This window comes from Oceanispirochaeta sp., from assembly GCF_027859075.1.
Classification (GTDB): Bacteria; Spirochaetota; Spirochaetia; order DSM-2461; family DSM-2461; genus Oceanispirochaeta.
On the sequence record NZ_JAQIBL010000122.1, the window covers coordinates 1 to 19774 of the forward strand.

Sequence of the window (19774 nt, forward strand, 5' to 3'; positions counted from 1 at the left end):
CCCCTGGAGAATATTTATAACCAAAAAAAGAGGACAGCCTAAACTGTCCTCTTTTCTATTTGTAACATCTCCAGGGGGAATTGAACCCCCGTTGCCGGGATGAAAACCCGGTGTCCTAACCACTAGACGATGGAGACAAAAAATAACCAACCGAACAATCGGATGAGCCGCACTGGGTTCGAACCAGTGACCCACGCCTTAAAAGGGCGTTGCTCTGCCAGCTGAGCTAGCGGCCCGTAGAACGAGTCGTAATATACCTAATGATGCTAAAAGTGTCAATAATCATTTGTAAAATTCCATATTTTATTTCCGTGGAAAGAAATAAATACTACTGATAGACTCAACCAACTCTATACCATAGAAGGAAATGAACTCTGGTTCTATTTGTATTTCACCCCTCGTCTAGACCATGATCAAGACTATTCTGGACATTCTTCCCCTTGCCGGGATATTTGCAGTGGATCATCTATCTACTGGAGAGATCAGTTTTTGAATAAAAAACCCGAATTCCATAAATGAAATTCGGGTTGAAATCAAATTATCAAAAAATCAATAACGAACTGCAAACTCCAGAGATCCGCCCATTTTGGGCTGGTCACCTGCATGGGAGCCCACTTCTTCTGAATAGAGTGCTCCATTCAGTTCAACAAAGAAAAGGTCCAGTCCAAAACCTGCTGTAAAATAACCGCCCTGGATACCGGCCCTCAAGGCGACTGATGAGAGAAGCACCACTTCTGCACCCAGATCCAACCTTGTCCAGAAGGACTGTTTACTGAACCCGTAAAGACTGTCTTCCCTGATAAGAGGCTGGCTGAACCCGCCATGAATGGTGGGATCCAGAAGTCTGTTCAATTTTCCTAATGTGGGATGATAGGAGACACCCAGATTGAGAGTCCAGGGGGTTATGTATATGTCATCCACTTCCTCGCCTGAAAACTCCATGCCTAAGGCATTGGTCACAGGTTTATAGAAGTACCTTGTATTGCCGATATCCCGCATGGTCATGCTGCCGATGAGATCTCGCCAGTATAAATCTGCACCCAGGTCAAAGGCGACTCCGATCCCGCCAAGAGCTGTCACATCTGTAAAACTGATATCACCCTCATCTTCTGAATCACCAGAAACACTCGATGTGAGGGCTCCAATATCAATATCCTTAGCAGTAAACCTGTACATCGGCCGGATATCCCCACCCACAACAAGTTTAAAATGACTTAATTCAAGAGGATGGGCATAACCTATCACCAGTCCAGTAGTCCAGATAAGGTCCGCGGTGATTCCCAGAGTAGTTTCTACAGCTGGGGCATCAAACTCGGCAATAGACATCATTCCAACACCGAAACGACGACCGACATACCCTGCACCGGTCTGAAAAGAGGCTCCCATCCCACTGGATGTAACCTGGTCCAGAATCAGTTCAATCATATTCTTGTCAGATGTCCTGTTTTCACTCATGAATGTAAAGGCATTGCCAGAATAGGCTCCACCCAGAGAAAGAAAGGTAATTTCCCCTTTTTTCTTGATTTCACCATCTTTCTTCTTTTTTTCTCCGGATTTCTCAAAGGAGGCCGGGTTCACCAGAAGAGAGTTATACCCGCTGCCATTGGCGATAAAGGAGCCTCCCTGACCCTGTATTTCAGGACTCTTCCAGGTGAAGGCCGGGGAATAATATCGATCATTGGCAAAGGCTTGGACTGAAACAATGATCAGAAATTGTACTATTAATATTATTTTTTTCATTTTTGCCCCTTATGAAAACAGAGAGTCAAGGTCTAGTCCGCCGAAGGAGACTACAGTTTGCAAACCATCTTTATCGGTATTGCCTGGGTCTGCAGGATCGACCAGCATATCATTGGGACCATCATAATCGGGCATTCCGCTCACATAGCTGATACCGGGTACATTTCCATCGACATCTTTTGGTGTTGACAGATAAGTGGCCAGAATATCAAGTTTGGCTGCAGGAGTTCCTGCATCAATATAATGCATGAGAGTTCTCGTCATACCCGCCATCAAAGCCTTGGTGGCATTGTCACCATCGATTGTACCAGGAGGACTGACTCCCGTTTCCTCCAGCTTCTCACCATATATCTGCAGAGGTTCTGCAGATTCTCTGAAGGCCGCGAGCTGTATGACTACTGTTGCCTTATAAGTGGCCTGGGGAACACCAACTGGGGGTTCGCCGAAAATAGCCCGGAAAAAGACTTCTGGTCCGTCATCACCTGTATCACCGGAGAAGACATCTTCACCGGATACGGCATCCCCGACAAGGGAGTTTAAATTACTCATGACATCTTCTGTATCAGATGTCTTCAGATACACATCGGCTGCCATTAACGCTGCTTCCTGCTGCTTTTCATCGGGAGCAGTAGGATCATTGTATACTTCAGCCAAAGTCTTCAGGACAAGAGCCTTAGCTTCAGGATCATCTTTTAGATTTTCATAGAATTGAGGTTCATCACTTGAATCCAGCAATGCATTTGCATCTGTCAGATCAGGATTTTTAAACTTGTCCAAGCCGCTGTAAATATTGGTAGTAAAGGGATTACAGCTACTTAGAACAAAAAGAAGAGCCAGGAAAAGTCCCGGATATAGGCTTTTTCTCACAGAGTCCTCCTAAAAAGGATATTTTTAATTATTTCTTATCTCCACTTATATTAACACACACAGATGGATTAACAGTGTCACTTTTTTTAACGGATAAACCCTTTATAAAGGTTAATGCAAATCCTCTGAAAAACCAACAAAACAAACATTTAAGATTGATTCACTCAGGTTTCCCCCCACAAGATCTGCTTCTCAAGGGATGTAACTGTACAGGAAACAAGAGCCCCCCGCTTCAGTCTTGTATTCATAGGAATTCGTATCCTCAGGTAATTATCAGAGGTTCCTTCCCAGAACAGCTGACCTGCATGAGTTTTTTGTTCCTCCAAAAGGACCTGTCGGGGTCTTCCAATCTGATTCTGCAGATACTGATCATAGGATGCTCCGGAAATTTTTCGGATCTCATTCGTTCTCCCGCCGGTAATCCGTTCAGGTACGGCTGGCTTCATATCCCAGGCGGCCGTGTCGGGACGGGGAGAAAAAGGAAAGACATGAATCCTTGAAAAACTCAATTCCCTCAGGATGGTAAGGGTCTGAAGATGCTCTTCATCGGTTTCTCCTGGAAAACCGTCAATGATATCGGCGGCAATAAAGGGATCATCCTTCAATTCCCTCAGTCTCATGACGGCCTTGATCACCGATTCAGACCGGTAGGGACGGTTCATCCTTTTCAGAACCGTATCACTGCAGGACTGGGCGGACACATGAAAATGAGGACAGACTCTGGGATGGGACAGAATGGAGAGGTCTAGACTGAGAAGGGTCTCCGGTTCCAGAGAAGATAATCTGATTCTAAAGTTGGAGGTCTGTTTCAATATTGTGTTCAGCAGATCAGAGAGATCGAGGGCACCATCATGATAAGAGTCAATATTCACACCGGTGAGAACCACTTCCCGGTATCCCTTGGCTTCCAGCACTTTGAGACGGTCTATAAGGATGCTGCTCTTCAGACTGACCGACCGACCCCTGGCAATACAGACACGGCAATAAGCACAGCGATTATCACAACCATCCTGTATCTTCAAGAAAGCTCTGGCATGAAAGTTAAAATCTGCCGCAGAAAAGCGGAAACGATTTTGGCTCCCATCGATACCGGGAGACTGAGATTCAAGCCAGAATCCGACATTCTTATAGAGATCCAGTCCTTCGGCCTGTCCACTGGCCAGATAGGCTGCCATATCCATGATGAGATCTTTCTGATCTAAGGGGACAGACAGGACGTTCTCCCCTAAATCCCGGATCAGATCTGGTTCCAACTGGGCATAACAACCTGTAACCAGAACAAGAGAATCCGGGAAGTCCCGGCTTGCCTTGCGTATGATGCGTCTAGCCTTCTGCTCACTTTTTGAAGTGACAGTACATGTATTGACGACATAAACATCGGAGGCCTCGGAAAATTCACCTATATCGAAGCCCTGCTTCTCAAAAGAATCAGCTAAGGCCTCGGTTTCACACTGGTTCAATTTACAGCCGAGTGTATAAAAAGCGGCTTTCATGCTGACTCCTGAAGGTTAATTCTGCTGGAGACGTTCCAATCCTTTCCGGGCTTCCTGCAGAGTGGGCTGCAGAAGCAATGCCTGATTATAAGCATATTCTGCTGTTTTGAATTTTTCCGCGCCTTCCCGGGCATAGCCCAGACGGGACCACCAGCGGGCCGCTGAGGGAACATGGTATATCGCCGTTGACAGGGCGATATCGGCATGGTTGTACTGACCCATTCTGATATAGGTTTCTCCCATATAATAATAGACCTGTCCAACCCGGTCGCCGGTAGGATTCAAAGAGATATACTGCTGGAAAAAATCCAGACCCTTCTCATGATTGCCAAGATAATAATGGGCTTCTCCCAAATTTTCAATCACCCGGGCATCATAACGGGACCACTTCAGTGCGTCTTCACCATAGCGGACAGCCTCATCATATCTTCCCAATCGAATGAGTCCCCATCCAAGAACAGTATAGGAGTCCATACGGGGAATGATCTGAGAATCATCAAAGGATGACAACTCACTCAAACAGACCGCGACGGATTCTTCATAGGCTCCCTGACGGTACAGCTTGAGGGCGTCGACCTTCTCCTGGGCACCCGCCTGGGAAAGAATCAGCAGTAAGAGAAGGAGGCTGGTACATATAAATTTATTTTTCAAGAGAATCCTCCGCTGGAACCATTCGACTGACACCTTCAAAGCGGCAACCGGTTTCCATAATTATTTTGGGTGCCGTTATATCACCGATAACCTCGGCATTTCCCATCAATTCAACCTGAGATTCGGCAATGACATTTCCTCGTACCCGACCACGAACATGAATAGACCTTGCCCCTATTTCGGCGGTGACATCGGCATGTTCATCGATATACAGGTCACCCTGAGCCTTGATCTGACCTTCAAACTTACCTTTGATCATCAGCTCTCTTGTAAAAGACAACTCTCCACAAAAGCTGATATCATCAGCCAGGACTGTATCCAACTTGTGCTCTTTAATTTTCCGGGAATGAATTTCGGCCATCCTGAACTCCTAAACTTTCAATAGAATCAAAGGTTCCCAGCATTTTTTCAAGACCCTTGTGAAGATCCTGACGCATCCGGGATGTATAGGGATTATATTTCTGCAAATCAATAAAAAGCTGCCAGGGGTCGTTACATGTCTGTGTGACAATATCCAGCAGCCTCTCATAGCCTGCCGTTGCCATGGAACTGGGATGCAAATTGAGCGCATCCAGTGTTCTCCCGATAAAATGAGTAATCCCCTGGGTATAAGCGGCTTCTCTGTCATGCTCATGGGCTGTCATTTCTTGCACCATAAGGCCTAAGTTTCGAAAATGGTCTTTCCAGAGGATATAATGATCATCCTTAATCCTCTCCTTGCAAAGAACGATAGGAAGACCCTGAACCCCGTTTTTTCCTGAATCAGGACCAAACATAGGATGAGAACCCAGAATCTCAACTGAGTCAGGCAGGTATTTTTTCATCAGGTCTACTGGATAAACCTTAACAGAACAGGTATCTACCACCAGAGTCCCCGGTTTAAGTAAGGGTGCTATGACGGGAAGAACCTGCTCCATGGAGGAGATGGCATTGCACAGGAACAGGACATGACAATCCATCAGCTCCTCAAGGCTCACTCGAAGGACACCCTCAGGAGTCATTCTGTCAGGATTACGGGAATACCCTTTAACCTGAAAAGACTTAGATAATAAGGAGGCCCAAAAAGACCCAAAACGTCCCAGGCCATAAACAGCAATTTGCATGATACATATCATACAGAAAAATCAAAAGGATGCAAAGTCAATTTTACATACTCTACAATCCAGTCAACCCGTGGAGAAACCTGATACCAAACCCCCTGTTAAAGGGTCATACCTTCTTTTCCTGTTTTTAAAAAAGGTTTATAGTGAATGAAAATAATCTCGGAATCCTTCCTTGAACTTTCCTTCAGGGTCACAATTTCGTACACCACTTCAGGAGATATTAATAATTATGTCATTTGTTGAAAATATGAAAGCAAAAGCTGTTAAAATGCAGAAGAAGTTGGTTCTGCCCGAAGGAACCGAACCCCGTACTATGGCTGCAGCCAGAATCATCAAGGATGAAAACATTATATCCGAAGTTTTTCTCATAGGCGATGATGCCGCTATCCGCTCTGTCGCAGAAGGGGAAGGGATTTCCCTGGAAGGGCTGACTGTTATTGACCCTTCAACTTCAGACCTGGCAGATGGGTATGCCCGGGAATTTTTTGACCTGAGAAAACATAAGGGTCTGACCCTGGACGCAGCACGAGAACAGATAAAAGATAATTTGAAATGGGGCGCTATGATGGTCCGCAAAGGCGATGCTGATGCGATGGTAGCCGGAGCAGACAATCCCACAGGAAAGGTTTTAGTCGCAGGTTTCACCATTATTAAAACCGCCCCCGGAGTGACCTCCGCCTCGTCCTGTTTTGTCATGGATTTTCCTGACAAGAAATGGGGTAAAGACGGCCTCATGATATTCTCCGACTGTGCAACCATACCCGATCCCACTGTTGAACAGCTGGCAGAAATCACCCTTCAGTCTTCGGTTTCCTGTCAGACATTCCTCCAGACAGAACCCCTGACAGCCATGCTTTCCTTCTCTACTAAAGGATCTGCATCCCATCCCAATGTGGACAAGGTAACAGAGGCTCTCAAATTAGTGATAAAAAAGGCTCCTGATCTGAAGGTAGATGGTGAAATGCAGCTGGACGCGGCGATCGTGGAAAGTGTTGGAGCCAAAAAGGCACCCGGCTCTCCGGTTGCAGGAAAAGCCAATACTCTCATATTCCCCGATCTGCAATCCGGTAATATTGGATACAAACTGGCTCAGAGATTTGGAAATGCCGGGGCATATGGTCCTTTCCTGCAGGGATTTGCAAAGCCGATTTCCGATCTGTCCAGAGGCTGTTCAGTGGAAGATATTGTCAACACCATTGCTGTGACCATGACCCAGGTTGAAGGTTAGAGAATGTCTATGGATGTCATAATCATGGGATACGGGCGTATGGGCCGGGAAGTTGAAAAGATTCTTCTTGAAAGAGGACATCGCATAGTCTCCAGGGTTGATCCAGGTGGATTCGGTAATGAACTGGAACCCTCTGAGGAATCACTGGAAGCGGCAGATGCAGTCATCGAGTTTGCTTTACCTGGGGGCATTGAAAAAAGCGCAGCTCTTTTCAGTCAGTATGACCTGAAGGTTGTTGTCGGCACCACAGGGTGGGCGGATAAAAAAGAAGCTGTTTTAAAACCTTTTAAGAGCGGGAAAGGGGCCTATCTCTATGGTTCCAATTTCTCAATCGGTGCAAATCTGTTTTTCAAATTAACCATTGCGGCTTCGAAAATGATTAACAAAGTGGATGATTATGATGTCATGCTCACCGAATATCATCATAACAAAAAAGTGGATACCCCTTCGGGGACGGCTCTATCAGCCGCTCATCTGGTTCTGGATAACCTGGACCGTAAAACGGAAATTCTCTCTGGTAATCCACAGGGTGCCATCAAAGACGAGCAGCTTCATGTGGCCTCCGTCCGGGGAGGATCTATTCCGGGAATTCATACCCTGACTCTGGACTCTCCTGCGGATAGTCTAGAAATAAGCCATACTGCCAGAAACAGAAGTGGTTTTGCGCTGGGTGCTGTGATGGCCGCCGAATGGCTGATGAAGAAAGAATCAGGAATTTATACAGTGGATGATTTTATCAGTGATCTGCTTGACCCTTAGGCCTAAACGAGGAATCACCAGAGCAATGTTATTGCTCTGGTAGCATATGAAAAATAAGGGTCCATAAGGCCACAAAGAGTGGCAAAAAATTAAGGAGACAAGAGATGTTTACAGGTGTATTTACGGCGTTAGTGACCCCCTTCAATGAAAAGAAAGAAATCGACAGAGATTGCCTGAAAAAAATAGTGCAGTTTCAGCTGAGCAAGGGAATCTCCGGTCTGGTTCCCGTGGGGACCACTGGAGAGAGTCCCACAGTATCCCATGAAGAAAACATGGATGTCATTGAGATTGTCGTCAAGGAAGTGAACGGGAAAGTCCCGGTCATAGCTGGAACAGGATCAAACTCAACGGATGAAGCAATTAGAATGACTAAAATTGCCAAACATATCGGTGCCGATGCCAGTCTCCAGGTGGCTCCCTACTACAATAAACCGACCCAGGAAGGATTGTATCAGCACTTCATGACCATTGCTGATGCCGTAGATCTCCCCATGATGATCTATAATGTGCAGGGCCGTAGTGCTGTAAATATCAATACAGATACACTCATGCGCTTGGCCAAACACGAAAACATTGTAGCCGTCAAGGAAGCCAGCGGAGACCTGAACCAGATGATGGAGGTTATCCGCCGGAAGCCTGCCGATTTTGACGTTCTCTCCGGGGATGACAACCTGGCGTTACCGCTGATTCTGCTGGGTGGAACCGGTGTTGTCTCTGTTACCAGCAATATTATTCCAAAATGGATGGAAGAAATGGTTCAGGCAGCCCGGAAAGGCGATCTGGATAAGGCAAAAAGAATTCATTATGAACTTCTGCCCCTCTTTCAAACCATGTTTATAGAAACAAATCCCATTCCTGTGAAAACGGCCATGGCCGCCATGGGACTGTTGGAAGAAGTGTTCCGCCTGCCTCTTTGTCAGGCTGCGGAAAGCAGTAAGACTATAATCAGAGAAGTATTAAAGAGTCAGGGCCTGATCTAAAAAAACTGGAATTTTGATTTTATTGAGAGCGGCTTTCCTTAAGGGAAGCCGCTTTTTTATACACAGCCAGGGATGATCCATCCTCTGAAACAAGCTCCCAACCACTCCTCTCACCCAAGATACGCAGTGACCTCGGATTATAGAAGCGGATGTGTGTGGGGTCTTCCTTGTACCACCATTGCTCAAAATCCTTCCCCCCTTCTGAATCAAAGACAGAAAAAGTCAGGAATTGGGTCTTCAAGGACAGAACAGTCCCCTCTGAAGCCAGTGAACAAAGTTTTCTGAAGGAAGAAAGGGGATTGCTTATATGCTCTAATACCTCGCAGAGAAGGATGAGGCTGAAATCATGCTCTCCTGGCCATTGGGGAGCAAAAAAGGGATCATAGGAAACCACCGGATACCCTTGTTCTTTCAGCAAATCACTCAGGACAGGATGGGGGCCGCTTCCAAAATCAAGGATTCTACCGTCTTTATACCAGGGAAGGACAGAACTATGAATAAAAGAGTGCAGCCATTTCCTGTACCCCTCATCTGCGGGATCATTGCGGTGTAGTTCATAACGAGTCCGTTCCTCCTCTGCCGAGGGAAGTGTCATTTCTTCCTGATAAATCAGGGTACACTCCAGACAGAGAAGAAAGGGACGGTTTTTATGAGAAATCTGATAATAGGGAGACCCTGGTACAGAACAGATGGGACAGAGGGAGAAGGTCACAGGCCTGGCAGCCTGTCAGACTTAATCATTATTGTTCTATTTTTGATCTTTTTCATCTTTTCTTTCCGGATCTTTGTCGGCCAGACGGTCTGCCAGAGAAACGAACTGGCTGACTTTAATCCTCTCAGGTCTCCAGCCCAGATCAATCCCCTCCTCTTCAAATACCTGATGGAGCACATCTTGTCCAAAACGGGCAAAGCGCTGCCCCGCCATGGCATTCAGATTATTCCGGATTGTTTTTCTTCTTGATACATAAATATCACGAATCAGAATCTGAAATAATTTACGGTCCTTCATATTCTGGTACTTGCCATGAGGCGTCAACAGAACAATTCTGGAAGAAACACGGGGAACCGGATAAAAAGATCCCGGATTGAGAACACCGCAGTCTTTTATATCAAAGGCAGACTGGCAGAGTATGGAGAAGGAGGAATAATTCTTCTGTCCTTCAGTAGCGGTCATTCTGTCGCCCATTTCACTTTGAACTGTCAGAACAAGGCGGGATGGCAGTATATTGTGTTCGACAAAGGACGCGATAATGGCCGATGCCGCATTATAGGGAAGATTCCCCAAGACCTTATCGGGAATTCCATGATTTTCATATTCGGCCTGCCAGGTTTTAACAACATCACCAGTGACAATACGAAAACGATCAAATTCTATCATCGCCCGGGTCAGATATTCTACAAATCCGGGGTCTATTTCAAAAACGGTAAAATCAACAGGATAAGAGGCAGCCAATTTTGTCATGGCTCCCAGTCCTGGACCGATCTCCCAGAGCTTGTCATTATCCTGCAATTCCAGCAGTCTGATGATCTTCTCCCGAGCTCCTTTATTAATAAGAAAGTTCTGTCCCCAGCGTTTGCGGGGCCCCAGTCCCATCAGATCTAGAAGAGCCTTTATCTCGGATACCGAATTGTAGTTCAAATCCAGATTTTCTTTTTCCACGCAACCCTCCAGGTCTGTACATCAGTCCTAATAATAGCGGAAAGAGAAGGATCAGGAAAAGCCCCGCATTTCCTTCCTGCAGGGCAAAGGAAGGAATTCTTCTGAATAATGAGGCACTGGAAACGAGAAGGGCTTCTAAAATCCGGCATACCTGCCTCGGTATAAATGTTAGAAACAAGGATTCAGGAAGAAGGAGCAGCACAATCCCGCTGTAGAGATAAAGCGTCACCAGGGGTGTCAAAACGAGGGAAGCAGGAATACCGGCGGGGTACCAGAGTCCAAAGGTGGAAAGGACCAGGGGGATAGTCCAGAGCTGTGCAGCCAGTGAAGCACTCAGGGCCATCGAGAGATATGAGCCTGTCCATCGGTTGAGAATGCTGTGAATGAGGGGCCCCGTGGTGAGGATGCCCCACAGCGCCAGATAGGAGAGACGGGCCGAAAGGCTGTGAAGGGTCACAGGGGCCCAGAAACCGGTTATAAGATAACTGCAGATCAGGATCAGTTTCAGGTCCACCTTCCGGTATGAAAGTTTCCCGGCCACCAGAAGCAGATACATCAGAACGGACCGTACCAGGGACGGTTTAAGGCCCGCTAGATAGAGATAGACCAGAAGCCCTGAAGCGGCGGCCAAAAGAGCGCCTCTGTATCCGAGAGGAAGACGAAAAAGTCCGAATAGAAGCAAGGCAACCAAACCGGAATGAAATCCGGAAAGGGCAATAATGTGGGCTGTGCCGGTTTCACGAAAAAGGGAATTTCCGGCATCCATATCGGGATGTTTCAATCCCAGAACCAATGCCGGTAAAAGGGTCTCCGATAAATCACCTAGATCTTCTGCCACCCTGCGAACCCGCCTGAGAACAACAGCCCGCCACTGCCCCGGCCTGGAGCAGCTGTACTCATCAAGAGATGAAGCGATGAAATAATAAGGATCAAAGGAAGAAGATCCTGATTCTAATAAAAGACCCTGAAGAGAGAGCTGATCGCCCCGTAGCCAGCGGCGTGATCCGAATGACTGATGAGCAGGAAGGGATGCGGAAAGGGTGCCCGATGCCTCTCCATGCTGACCTTCCCTCGATTCTACCGAAACCAGACTCAGCGAAAGGCGGAGATTTCCACGGCGATCCCAGGAGGGCTCCTGATTCAGACGCCCCTGAATCCTGGAGATTCTGTGCGGCTGGAATGGCAGGGAAAGGGTTGAACCACTGGTATACTGATAGTGGGACACAACAAGATAGAAGAGGAACACTAAAAGGAGAACCAGCCCCTTCTTTCCGAAAAGAAGGCAGAATCCCCCCCAGAAAATGAGAGGAATATAAGTGTAGTAAGGAAGCTCAAGGGGCTGAAAGAGGGTGTATATGACAGCCAGATAAAGTGTCATTTTTACAATAAGATCTGGAGTGGTATAACCAAGTGTTGATTCCATGGCCTATTAACGGATCAGATACAATTTTTGATTTAAAAAAACCCGGAAAAGAACTCCCGGGTATACAAATTATTGCAATTCTGTCTGTGCCTGCTTAGCCAGCCGGACAATGGCCGGTGTATAATTGGAAAATTGAACTTCCCTAAGAGCGGCATTTCCACGGCTGTTACCGGACATACCGATGGATTTGATGATCTGTTTGATATATTCAAGCTGATCCCGACTGGCTTCGATACCGTCGGATTGTCTTCTGTTGAAGTAAGACAGTTTCTCTGACAGGACATCCACAGCAGCATCTGACCCGATCACACCAAGAGCAAAGTAGGAGTAAATGATTTCATTGCCGTCTTTTGCTAATTCGACCGTTTTCTTTAGAAAAGGAACTGCCGCATCATCTTTGGATTCATTTTCAATCAGGATTTTTATGGCTTCTACCCGGAGCTTTGACAGATCGTCCAACTGTTTTTTATCACTGGTCTGATACTTATGCCCCTCTTCGAGGGCCAGTATGGCCACCTTGTCCTTATTTTCGACGGAAGCCGAGGAGTCTTTTTCAACCTGAAGAGCGATTTTTTTGGTCTTGAAATCAGCATCAATCATGATTTTCATGACAGGTTCGGTCGGATCTTCGGATATGGCTTTCAATGACTCCAGAGCCAGGTTTTTCGTCCTTCTGGAATACCATCCGGTAGCCGCATAGAAAACAGGTTCAAAACCGAGGGGATCTCTCATTTTCTGCAGTGCAAGAACACAACCATATGCCTCAATCTCGGCATTTGTTCTATTATCCTGCTGAGTGTTCAAATTAAGATTCCTCAATATGGTAGCGATCTCCGGAGCGTATCCAATGGCTCTCATTTCTCCCAGAGCGATTAATGCATCTGCCTTGAGAAGTGAATTGTCCCCGGGATGATTGACAACAAACCAGACTAGATCCTCGGCATCCCTTGTCTTGAGGGTTCCCAGAGCCTTGACAATCATACTGCTTATATCCACCCATTTCATCATGAGTGCCCGGTCACCACGAAATTTTTCCTGGTTATTAATCATCTCTTCCAGGGCTTCAATCAATATAGGTTCTACCCCTCGATCATTGAGCTTTACTATATTCTGAAGCACCATTTCTTTCTGCTCAATAGAACTGGACCGTCGGTATAATCGGGTCCAGACTTCGGCGGAGTCGGAAAAAACAGGAAGAACTGAAATTAAAAAAAACAGAAATGCAGTGAATACGGTTATTTTTTTGATCATGGGACCTCCTACTGCAGCACAGTTCTTTCAACAGAAAAAACTACATATTCTTTTTCAATGATGTCGATGACATCTCCATAACGGTTCTTTGTCGTTTCTTCGATTATATTTCCGGCTCCGTCGTAAGCAAATTCAATAGTCCTGATCAGGGTATTGCCTGTGTAGTATTGAGCCTGAACGACTCGATCACCATCCAGTTGATAAACTGTCTTTTTTTCAAGTTTACCATTAGAAGTATAGGTGGCTTCCAGAGTCAGCAGGTCTCCCTTATATTCCAGTTGTGTATACCCTTCCAACTCTCCGGTGGGCATATGGTAATTCATCTGAACCAGCCTTTCATCCTTATAATCATATTCTGTATATAACATGGGGATTCCCCCACTGTCTCCGGAAACCCACTTGCTGCGGCGACCTTTCTCATCATATTCATAGGATGAGACCGATAAAAGTTCACCAAGGGGATTAAAATAAGCTTCTTCGATAATCCTCTTGTTTTCATTATAGGTATATTGAGAATAAGAAACCACTTTTCCACTGGAGAGGAATTCACTTTTCACAAGGAGCTTATCGCTGTTATAGCTGAACAGTTCTTCAGAAATGACAGTCTCATCCGAACCGATCTGAGCCTTTTTCAGGATTTTCCCTGATTCATCATATTCATAAAGACGGTATCCATCCACAAAACCGTCTTCATACTTAACTGTCTCCTGAGAAACAAAATATTCATCAACATTGATAGTTACCCAGACAGGTGCTTTAACTCCGGATTCTTGTTTATCCGAGTCTTGTGAGGATTTTGGGGTCTTTTCAACGACTGGTGCCGGTGCAGTTGAACAGCTATAGAAAAGAAATATCAACGGTATAAACCATAGTTTTTTTATTAGATTCCGCATGAGAGGGTCTCCTTACAATTCTTGTCTTATGAGGGATAGTGGACCTCTATAAGATAACTTAATACTATCATGTGAAAATGTAAAGAATTGAAGAATTATAGGAGAGAATCAATCAGGAGTTAATCGAAATCAAAAGACGGCAGTTCCTCGTCAACGGTTTCAAGAGATTCCAGATCTTCATCCTGATTACTCCCTTCCACAGAGGAAGACTCTTCCAGGGGAACATCATTCAGAGGGCCTGGATCAAAGGTTTCAGGATTCTGATTTACTGTTGAGTCATCCATCTGCTCATTGCGGTAAATATCATACACAAATGCAAGGATAAGGTAGCGGGATTGTTCATCCGGATCTTCAGCCTGAATGTGCAAAACTGAAAGGTTTTTGTCCCGATCATAATCAATGGTTCTGACAACACCCCGCATGACGGCAACCTTTCCAAAAAGTTCCATCTGCAGCTTACAACACATGTTTATCTTACCCTGACCACCGATCATGATAGCCGCACCATCTTCAGAAATATCCTGAAGGATACAACGGAGTCCCGGCTGACTCTCAGGTAACTGGTTTGATGTTTTCAGGCTTTTAACAGGATACAACTGAGCAGAAAGCTTGCAACTGGTCCTGACTGACTTTCTTTTCTGACTTCTTAGAACAACTTCAGAATGAGACATTCTGAGAGTTTTAAAGTCCCTGTCCGGATAGCCTTCCATGATACGGGATTGAAAAAAGTATCCCGCATCCTCACGTCTCCAAAAATAAACATTCAAGGTTCTGTCCCGCCAGCTGAAACCGACGGGAAGAGGGGGACCCTTTGGATAGGTCACGAGGATGTAATTTCTATTGTTTTCGAGGACAGAGCTCTCATAAATACCAAGAACATCCACCTTCAACTTGACGATCTGATTGATCGCTATATCAAAAGTGGTCTCAAGGCCCCGATTATACCGGGGTTTCTTAAATTCCACACTTTTTCGATAGCTGTACAACTTCTTAAGCAGGTATTCCAGGTACTCCCGTTCCTCATTATCGTTTTCTTTATCAACAAGCTTATGGATTCCTGCCAGGGATTTGTCCAACACATCCACCGACCAGAAAAGAGCAGAAGGCTTCTGGTGTCTGTTCACCACGGCAACCTTCCGGAGCAGATTGATTTCTTTGAAACTGAAACCGGCATCTTTGCCCATGGAATAGAATTCGACCCAGTTAACTTTACTCAGACCTTTTCTGACACCCAGAAATAAAGGAACCGATGAGGCTATTATAAATAATGTCAAAAGAGTGTATAGAATACTCATATATTTCTAATTTATCGGTAGATTAGCATCTTTTTATTACTGGGAACAGGAGTTTTCATCAGCTGGAAGATGGGATAGACTATTTTTGACAAAAAAAGAGGAAAAAATGGGAAAAATCACGATCAATATACATTCTGTTTCTGAAAAAGCGGAATTTCCTCTGGTTTTTTTGCTCCTCTTCCTGCCCTCCTATCTCAATCAGCAGTCCCTGCCCTATGGTTTCTTTGATTATCCCCTCTATACCGGACAGGTCATGCTTCAGTCGCTGCTGATTTTTTTTCTGATTCGCTACCTGATGCAGAAGCAGCCCCTTTCAGAAGAACTGGAAGAAACAGGGAGAACCGCCCTCTCTCCGATTCTCAGATTCAGCCATGGATTTCTAGCCCTGGGAGGCCTGATTACCCTGTATTTCCTCTACACATTCCTATTTTTGCCCACCCTCCAGGGATTAGGGATCACAGATTTTCCTGAAGAACCGGTTCTGATAACAAAGGCTTACATGCTTTTCCCTGCCCTGATGAGCTGTTTCGCCGCAGCCGCAATGGAAGAGTTTTTCTTCAGGGGCTATGCCTTCTTCAGAATTAGGCAGGCTGGTATATCCCTGTTTCCCGCACTGTTGACAGCCAATATAATTTTTGCAGCAGGACATCTCTATGAGGGCCTGGCGGCAGCTGGATTTGCTCTTGTCTCAGGGCTGTTCCTGAGCCTCCTGGTGTTAAGAAAAATATCACTGTTTTCTCTGACAGCTGCTCATGGTATATTTAATTTTGGTATGATTCTTATAAGCTACCTGCGGCAGCTGTCGTCATGATTGTTTATAGAGGAAGATTTTTTCCAGGAGATTCTGATTATGAAAAAACTGACTATACTGGTTCTTCTTTTTTTAAGTATAAATATCTGGGCAGAGACGGCCGCCGACCTGGGACGCTTGAAAGGATTAGGGTTTAAATTCCCGGAACAGCCCATGGCTTCTCCTTCGATCATTGCCTACAGGGATGGTAGAAAGGTCAAGCTGATGGAGCAGAACCGGGTCACCATTCTGTATTTCTGGTCCAGTCTTACCCCCCCCAGCCTCAGTGACCTCCCCTTATTGGAGCGGCTGAAAGCAAAACTGAAGGGTAAAGAAATTCTGATTGCCGCTGTAAACCTCAACGAAGATTATCCTGAAGCCTACAAAATTGTTCAGGAGATGGATCTGACTCTGGATATCTACTATTATCCCGAACCCGAGACCCTGGCCCCCTATATTCTGAGATCTGTTCCAGCCGCTTATATACTGAACAAAGAGGGTCAATTAGTGGCGTCTATACAGGGGAATGCCCCCTGGGATCATCCTGATATATTGCGGACCCTCAAAGAACTGTCGGCTGAATAGGGGTGAAGGAATCAGAAGACCAAAAATCAATTAAAATATTTTCACCCGATGCCCTGGGAACCCTGATATCCCGACCTAATCGATTCATTGTCATTGTTAAACTTCCCGAAGGGAATGTCCGGGCTCACTGCCCTAACCCGGGCAGACTGATTGAGCTGATGAATCCGGGAAGAACCATGATACTGGAGAAGAGCAGAAATCCTGAACGGAAAACCGGGTGGACTCTGGCAGCAGCGGAATATAAGAACACGACAGTCTCCCTGTTTTCGGCACGGGCCAATGCGGTGGCTGGAGAATTGATTATTCCAGAACTGTTCCCCCATGCCAGGGAGATCAAGGCGGAGTACAGCTGGGGAAATTCCAGGTTTGACTGGCATTTTTTCTCGGGTGAAAAGGAAATTTTTCTTGAGGTCAAAGCCTGCACCCTGATAGAAGAGGGTACGGCCATGTTTCCCGATGCTCCCTCCCTCAGAGCCTCCCGGCATCTGGAAGAACTATCTCTATTGAAAGGGAACAGGGAAGCCCATGTTGTTTTTGTCATCATGAGCCCCCATACAAGACGTTTCATACCCAATATGCATACGGATCCGGATTTTGCACGCCGGATGTTCGAGGTCCGGGATAAGGTTTGTTTCCACGGAGTCAGTGCCAGCTGCACAAGTGAGGGTGACCTTCGCATTGTAAACCTGGAAGTTCCGGTGATAACCCGGGAAATCAAGGCAGTGGAAAAAGACAGCGGTATATACATGATTCTTATTAAAATGGAGGAGTGCTCCTTGAGGGTGGGATCTCTGGGAGTCCTCAGCTTTAAGGCTGGATGGTATGTGTATGCCGGTTCGGCACTGAAAAATTTAAAGTCCCGCGTGTCCAGACATCTTAGAAAACGGAAAAAAATGCACTGGCATGTGGATTATCTACTGGCTCATTCTGAGAAAATAAAAGACTTACCCATCTACACATTGAAAGATTTGGAATGCGATCTTGCCGCAGAGCTCACCAGTATTTCCGAGGATCAGATCCATGGGTTCGGATGTTCCGACTGTCTCTGTCCTTCCCACCTTTTCTTTTTTGAGGAAGATCCATTGCAGAACAGAAATTTTCTGGATTTGTTGTTTCACTATCGCCATACTCTGGCATTCGACTGAGGGTTACTCCTCTTTTAAGGCACAGCGTCCTGTATAGTCGCTCCTTTGGAAAAAAGGAGGAACAGGGCTGTTTGAAAAATACTCATCCACGGCCTGTCTGGCACCGCTGAAATGTCCATAATCATCTATAATTAGAAGCCCCCCTGTGCAGAGCCGGGGATAGAGGATTTCCAGTTCTTTTTTCGTGGAGGCATACCAGTCGGTATCGAGTCTTAAGAGCGCTGTTGTATCCGGAATCACAGAATCAAGGGTCTCACAGACATCTCCCGGAACTATTTTAAAAAGCTCCTGAGGGTATCCGGTTGATGACAGATGTTTCATTACCTGGTCACTGCCGGCGGCCCACCATCCCTGATGCCAGCGCTCACTGACAGACTGCCCGGATGAGATAATGCGATCCTCTTTCCCGGGTTCGGTCATACCGGTAAAGGTATCATAGAGCCAGATAGGACGGGGTTTGGCCTTCTCGGAGAGGATGGTCAGGGCCATGAGCATACAGCTTCCGCCCTTCCAGACTCCGCATTCAACAAAATCACCCTCTATATTACGGGCTAAAAGATGTCTTATACCCGTATACAGGGCATAACCACGCTCCAGAGAAATCATGGTATAGGGAGAAACGGCCTCCCATATTTTTAAAAAGGCCTCCTCAATATCAATCCGGAAGGTGGCAGGTGTTTCACAGCCCCATCCTCTGGTCTTGAGATAATCCGCCATTTCCTGTTCTGACTGAAACTCTCCGGAAATTCCTGGAAACTCCCTCATGGTTTATAGAGAAAGAGGTCTGCATAACCGGAATCGCGAAAACGGTAGCTGAGAACACCTGTTTCATCTTTAGTCAGCGGGCCGATCAGGAGTTTATACAAGGTGTTGCCGCTCCGATTTTCTGTCCATACCACCATGGGATATCGAGCCTCTATAGCACTGATTTCATTATAAATACTCTCGGAATTGCTGTAAGCTCCCAACTGGATATAGGAAGACCCGTTATTCAGCTGATTGACAATAAAATCTTTCAACTCACTGCGGTCTACCAGTACAGGAACAATCTCTTCTTCTTCCCCTTTAACAGGTACAGGACCCGTGGGAGGCCTGAAATCCGAGGGGGTGAGGAAATAGATGATATTGTCTCCCTTAGGAAGCAGATCGGTACCGGTTTCTTCAACAGATGTGAGATCAAGGGCCTCATCAAGATCCGTTTCAACAGGAATATCTATAGGATCTTTAAGAGTCACAAGATCAACCGCATCATGATCTTCGGGGATGATTTCTTCGGGAGCATCACCAGGATCTAAGCGGAGATTATTCAAAGGAACAGGAACTGGAACCGGCTCATCTCCGAAAAGAGTGGGGGCTGTCATAGTACCCGCATCCTCAGCCGCCAACGTTTCCTCGGGAACAGCATCTGCCGCCCCCGGAGCCGAGATGCTGTCTTCTACCGGAGTATCAACAATGACGGGTACCGAGACTGCCGGATTAATATCAGGATCTTTGCTCTTGAATTCATCATACTCGCTGGATGATGGCGAAGGGGCAACCTGAACCTGCACAGAGATGACCTGACCGATGGGAAAGGACAGGGCTTTTCCCGCCTCTTCACTCAAGACCAGGAAGACACCCGGCCGGGGAGCCCTCTTGACGATGGTGACCGTGACTGTTTTGCCATTCTGGGGATTGGTCACGATGATTTGCGTATTTCTTGTAAAAGAACTGGATGCACCTGCCAGAGGAAAGTCATCCAGAAAGTTCACAAATTCTGCGGCATCCACCGAAGCATTACCTGACCACACTGGCTCGGCAAAAACAGGCGCAGCCATTCCGGGAAGAATCAGGAATGCAAAAAGGATCAGCAAGGAACCGATCCCGGGTATTCTCAATTTTCTGTTTTTCATTTTAACGTGATTTACCATC

20 protein-coding genes and 2 tRNA genes are annotated in these 19774 nt (G+C 46.1%); 6 read left to right on the forward strand and 16 right to left on the reverse strand.

Features of this window, described 5'->3' with window-relative positions; all coding sequences use genetic code 11:
- Positions 1-65 precede the first annotated feature (65 nt).
- The 8 genes from PF479_RS06730 to PF479_RS06765 all read right to left on the reverse strand — a co-directional run bounded on the left by PF479_RS06730 (position 66) and on the right by PF479_RS06765 (position 5854).
- Positions 66-137, reverse strand: a tRNA-Glu gene (locus tag PF479_RS06730).
- Positions 138-163: 26 nt separating this feature from the next.
- A tRNA-Lys gene (locus tag PF479_RS06735) sits at positions 164-236 on the reverse strand.
- A 313-nt stretch (positions 237-549) separates the two neighbouring features.
- Positions 550-1740: a hypothetical protein gene (locus PF479_RS06740; protein ID WP_298003923.1), complete on the reverse strand. Its 1191-nt coding sequence runs from the start codon at positions 1738-1740 to the stop codon at positions 550-552.
- A 9-nt stretch (positions 1741-1749) separates the two neighbouring features.
- Positions 1750-2607 (reverse strand): hypothetical protein, encoded by an 858-nt coding sequence (locus tag PF479_RS06745; protein WP_298003925.1) that lies wholly within the window; start codon positions 2605-2607, stop codon positions 1750-1752.
- 164 nt (positions 2608-2771) lie between these two features.
- On the reverse strand, positions 2772-4100 hold the full coding sequence (mtaB, locus tag PF479_RS06750; protein WP_298003927.1) for a tRNA (N(6)-L-threonylcarbamoyladenosine(37)-C(2))-methylthiotransferase MtaB: 1329 nt from the start codon (positions 4098-4100) through the stop codon (positions 2772-2774).
- A gap of 15 nt (positions 4101-4115) precedes the next feature.
- A complete protein-coding gene (locus PF479_RS06755) occupies positions 4116-4751 on the reverse strand; it encodes a tetratricopeptide repeat protein (RefSeq protein ID WP_298003929.1) in 636 nt (211 codons plus the stop codon).
- The gene (locus PF479_RS06760; protein WP_298003931.1) at positions 4741-5112 is read right to left on the reverse strand and encodes a polymer-forming cytoskeletal protein; all 372 of its coding nucleotides are present in this window, start codon (positions 5110-5112) and stop codon (positions 4741-4743) included. Before PF479_RS06760 ends, PF479_RS06755 begins: the two co-directional genes overlap by 11 nt.
- Positions 5084-5854, reverse strand: coding sequence for a prephenate dehydrogenase/arogenate dehydrogenase family protein (locus PF479_RS06765; RefSeq protein WP_298003933.1), 771 nt, complete (start codon positions 5852-5854; stop codon positions 5084-5086). Before PF479_RS06765 ends, PF479_RS06760 begins: the two co-directional genes overlap by 29 nt.
- A 229-nt stretch (positions 5855-6083) precedes the next feature.
- Here PF479_RS06765 and pta point away from each other — a divergent pair, with 229 nt between their 5' ends.
- From pta to dapA, 3 genes are all read left to right on the forward strand, one after another.
- A complete protein-coding gene (pta, locus tag PF479_RS06770) occupies positions 6084-7082 on the forward strand; it encodes a phosphate acetyltransferase (RefSeq protein WP_298003936.1) in 999 nt (332 codons plus the stop codon).
- 9 nt (positions 7083-7091) lie between these two features.
- Positions 7092-7841: a 4-hydroxy-tetrahydrodipicolinate reductase gene (gene dapB / locus PF479_RS06775; RefSeq protein WP_298003939.1), complete on the forward strand. Its 750-nt coding sequence runs from the start codon at positions 7092-7094 to the stop codon at positions 7839-7841.
- A gap of 104 nt (positions 7842-7945) precedes the next feature.
- On the forward strand, positions 7946-8821 hold the full coding sequence (gene dapA, locus PF479_RS06780) for a 4-hydroxy-tetrahydrodipicolinate synthase (RefSeq protein WP_298003942.1): 876 nt from the start codon (positions 7946-7948) through the stop codon (positions 8819-8821).
- A gap of 19 nt (positions 8822-8840) precedes the next feature.
- Here the strand turns inward: dapA and PF479_RS06785 are convergent, their stop codons facing one another.
- From PF479_RS06785 to PF479_RS06810, 6 genes are all read right to left on the reverse strand, one after another.
- Positions 8841-9533, reverse strand: a complete 693-nt coding sequence (locus PF479_RS06785; RefSeq protein WP_298003945.1) for a class I SAM-dependent methyltransferase — start codon at positions 9531-9533, stop codon at positions 8841-8843.
- 36 nt (positions 9534-9569) lie between these two features.
- Positions 9570-10481 (reverse strand): 16S rRNA (adenine(1518)-N(6)/adenine(1519)-N(6))-dimethyltransferase RsmA, encoded by a 912-nt coding sequence (rsmA, locus tag PF479_RS06790; RefSeq protein WP_298003948.1) that lies wholly within the window; start codon positions 10479-10481, stop codon positions 9570-9572.
- The gene (locus PF479_RS06795) at positions 10369-11904 is read right to left on the reverse strand and encodes a ComEC/Rec2 family competence protein (RefSeq protein ID WP_298003951.1); all 1536 of its coding nucleotides are present in this window, start codon (positions 11902-11904) and stop codon (positions 10369-10371) included. Before PF479_RS06795 ends, rsmA begins: the two co-directional genes overlap by 113 nt.
- A 69-nt stretch (positions 11905-11973) precedes the next feature.
- Complete coding sequence (locus PF479_RS06800) at positions 11974-13155, reverse strand: hypothetical protein (protein WP_298003954.1); 1182 nt, start codon at positions 13153-13155, stop codon at positions 11974-11976.
- A gap of 8 nt (positions 13156-13163) precedes the next feature.
- Positions 13164-14048 (reverse strand): hypothetical protein, encoded by an 885-nt coding sequence (locus PF479_RS06805; protein ID WP_298003957.1) that lies wholly within the window; start codon positions 14046-14048, stop codon positions 13164-13166.
- A 119-nt stretch (positions 14049-14167) separates the two neighbouring features.
- Positions 14168-15343: a PilZ domain-containing protein gene (locus tag PF479_RS06810; protein WP_298003960.1), complete on the reverse strand. Its 1176-nt coding sequence runs from the start codon at positions 15341-15343 to the stop codon at positions 14168-14170.
- Positions 15344-15449: 106 nt separating this feature from the next.
- On the opposite strand from PF479_RS06810, the gene PF479_RS06815 reads away from it, so the two are divergent.
- The 3 genes from PF479_RS06815 to sfsA are packed head-to-tail and all read left to right on the forward strand — an operon-like array spanning position 15450 to position 17863.
- Positions 15450-16154, forward strand: a complete 705-nt coding sequence (locus PF479_RS06815) for a CPBP family intramembrane glutamic endopeptidase (RefSeq protein ID WP_298003964.1) — start codon at positions 15450-15452, stop codon at positions 16152-16154.
- 39 nt (positions 16155-16193) lie between these two features.
- On the forward strand, positions 16194-16718 hold the full coding sequence (locus PF479_RS06820) for a TlpA disulfide reductase family protein (RefSeq protein ID WP_298003967.1): 525 nt from the start codon (positions 16194-16196) through the stop codon (positions 16716-16718).
- A 2-nt stretch (positions 16719-16720) separates the two neighbouring features.
- Positions 16721-17863 carry a DNA/RNA nuclease SfsA gene (gene sfsA / locus PF479_RS06825; RefSeq protein WP_298003970.1) on the forward strand — a complete coding sequence of 381 codons (1143 nt, stop codon included), beginning with the start codon at positions 16721-16723 and terminating at the stop codon, positions 17861-17863.
- A gap of 3 nt (positions 17864-17866) precedes the next feature.
- Here sfsA and PF479_RS06830 read toward each other — a convergent pair whose 3' ends face one another.
- Positions 17867-18580 carry a TylF/MycF/NovP-related O-methyltransferase gene (locus tag PF479_RS06830; RefSeq protein WP_298003973.1) on the reverse strand — a complete coding sequence of 238 codons (714 nt, stop codon included), beginning with the start codon at positions 18578-18580 and terminating at the stop codon, positions 17867-17869.
- A 44-nt stretch (positions 18581-18624) separates the two neighbouring features.
- Positions 18625-19773 (reverse strand): SPOR domain-containing protein, encoded by a 1149-nt coding sequence (locus PF479_RS06835; protein ID WP_298003975.1) that lies wholly within the window; start codon positions 19771-19773, stop codon positions 18625-18627.
- Between the last annotated feature and the right edge of the window lies 1 nt (position 19774).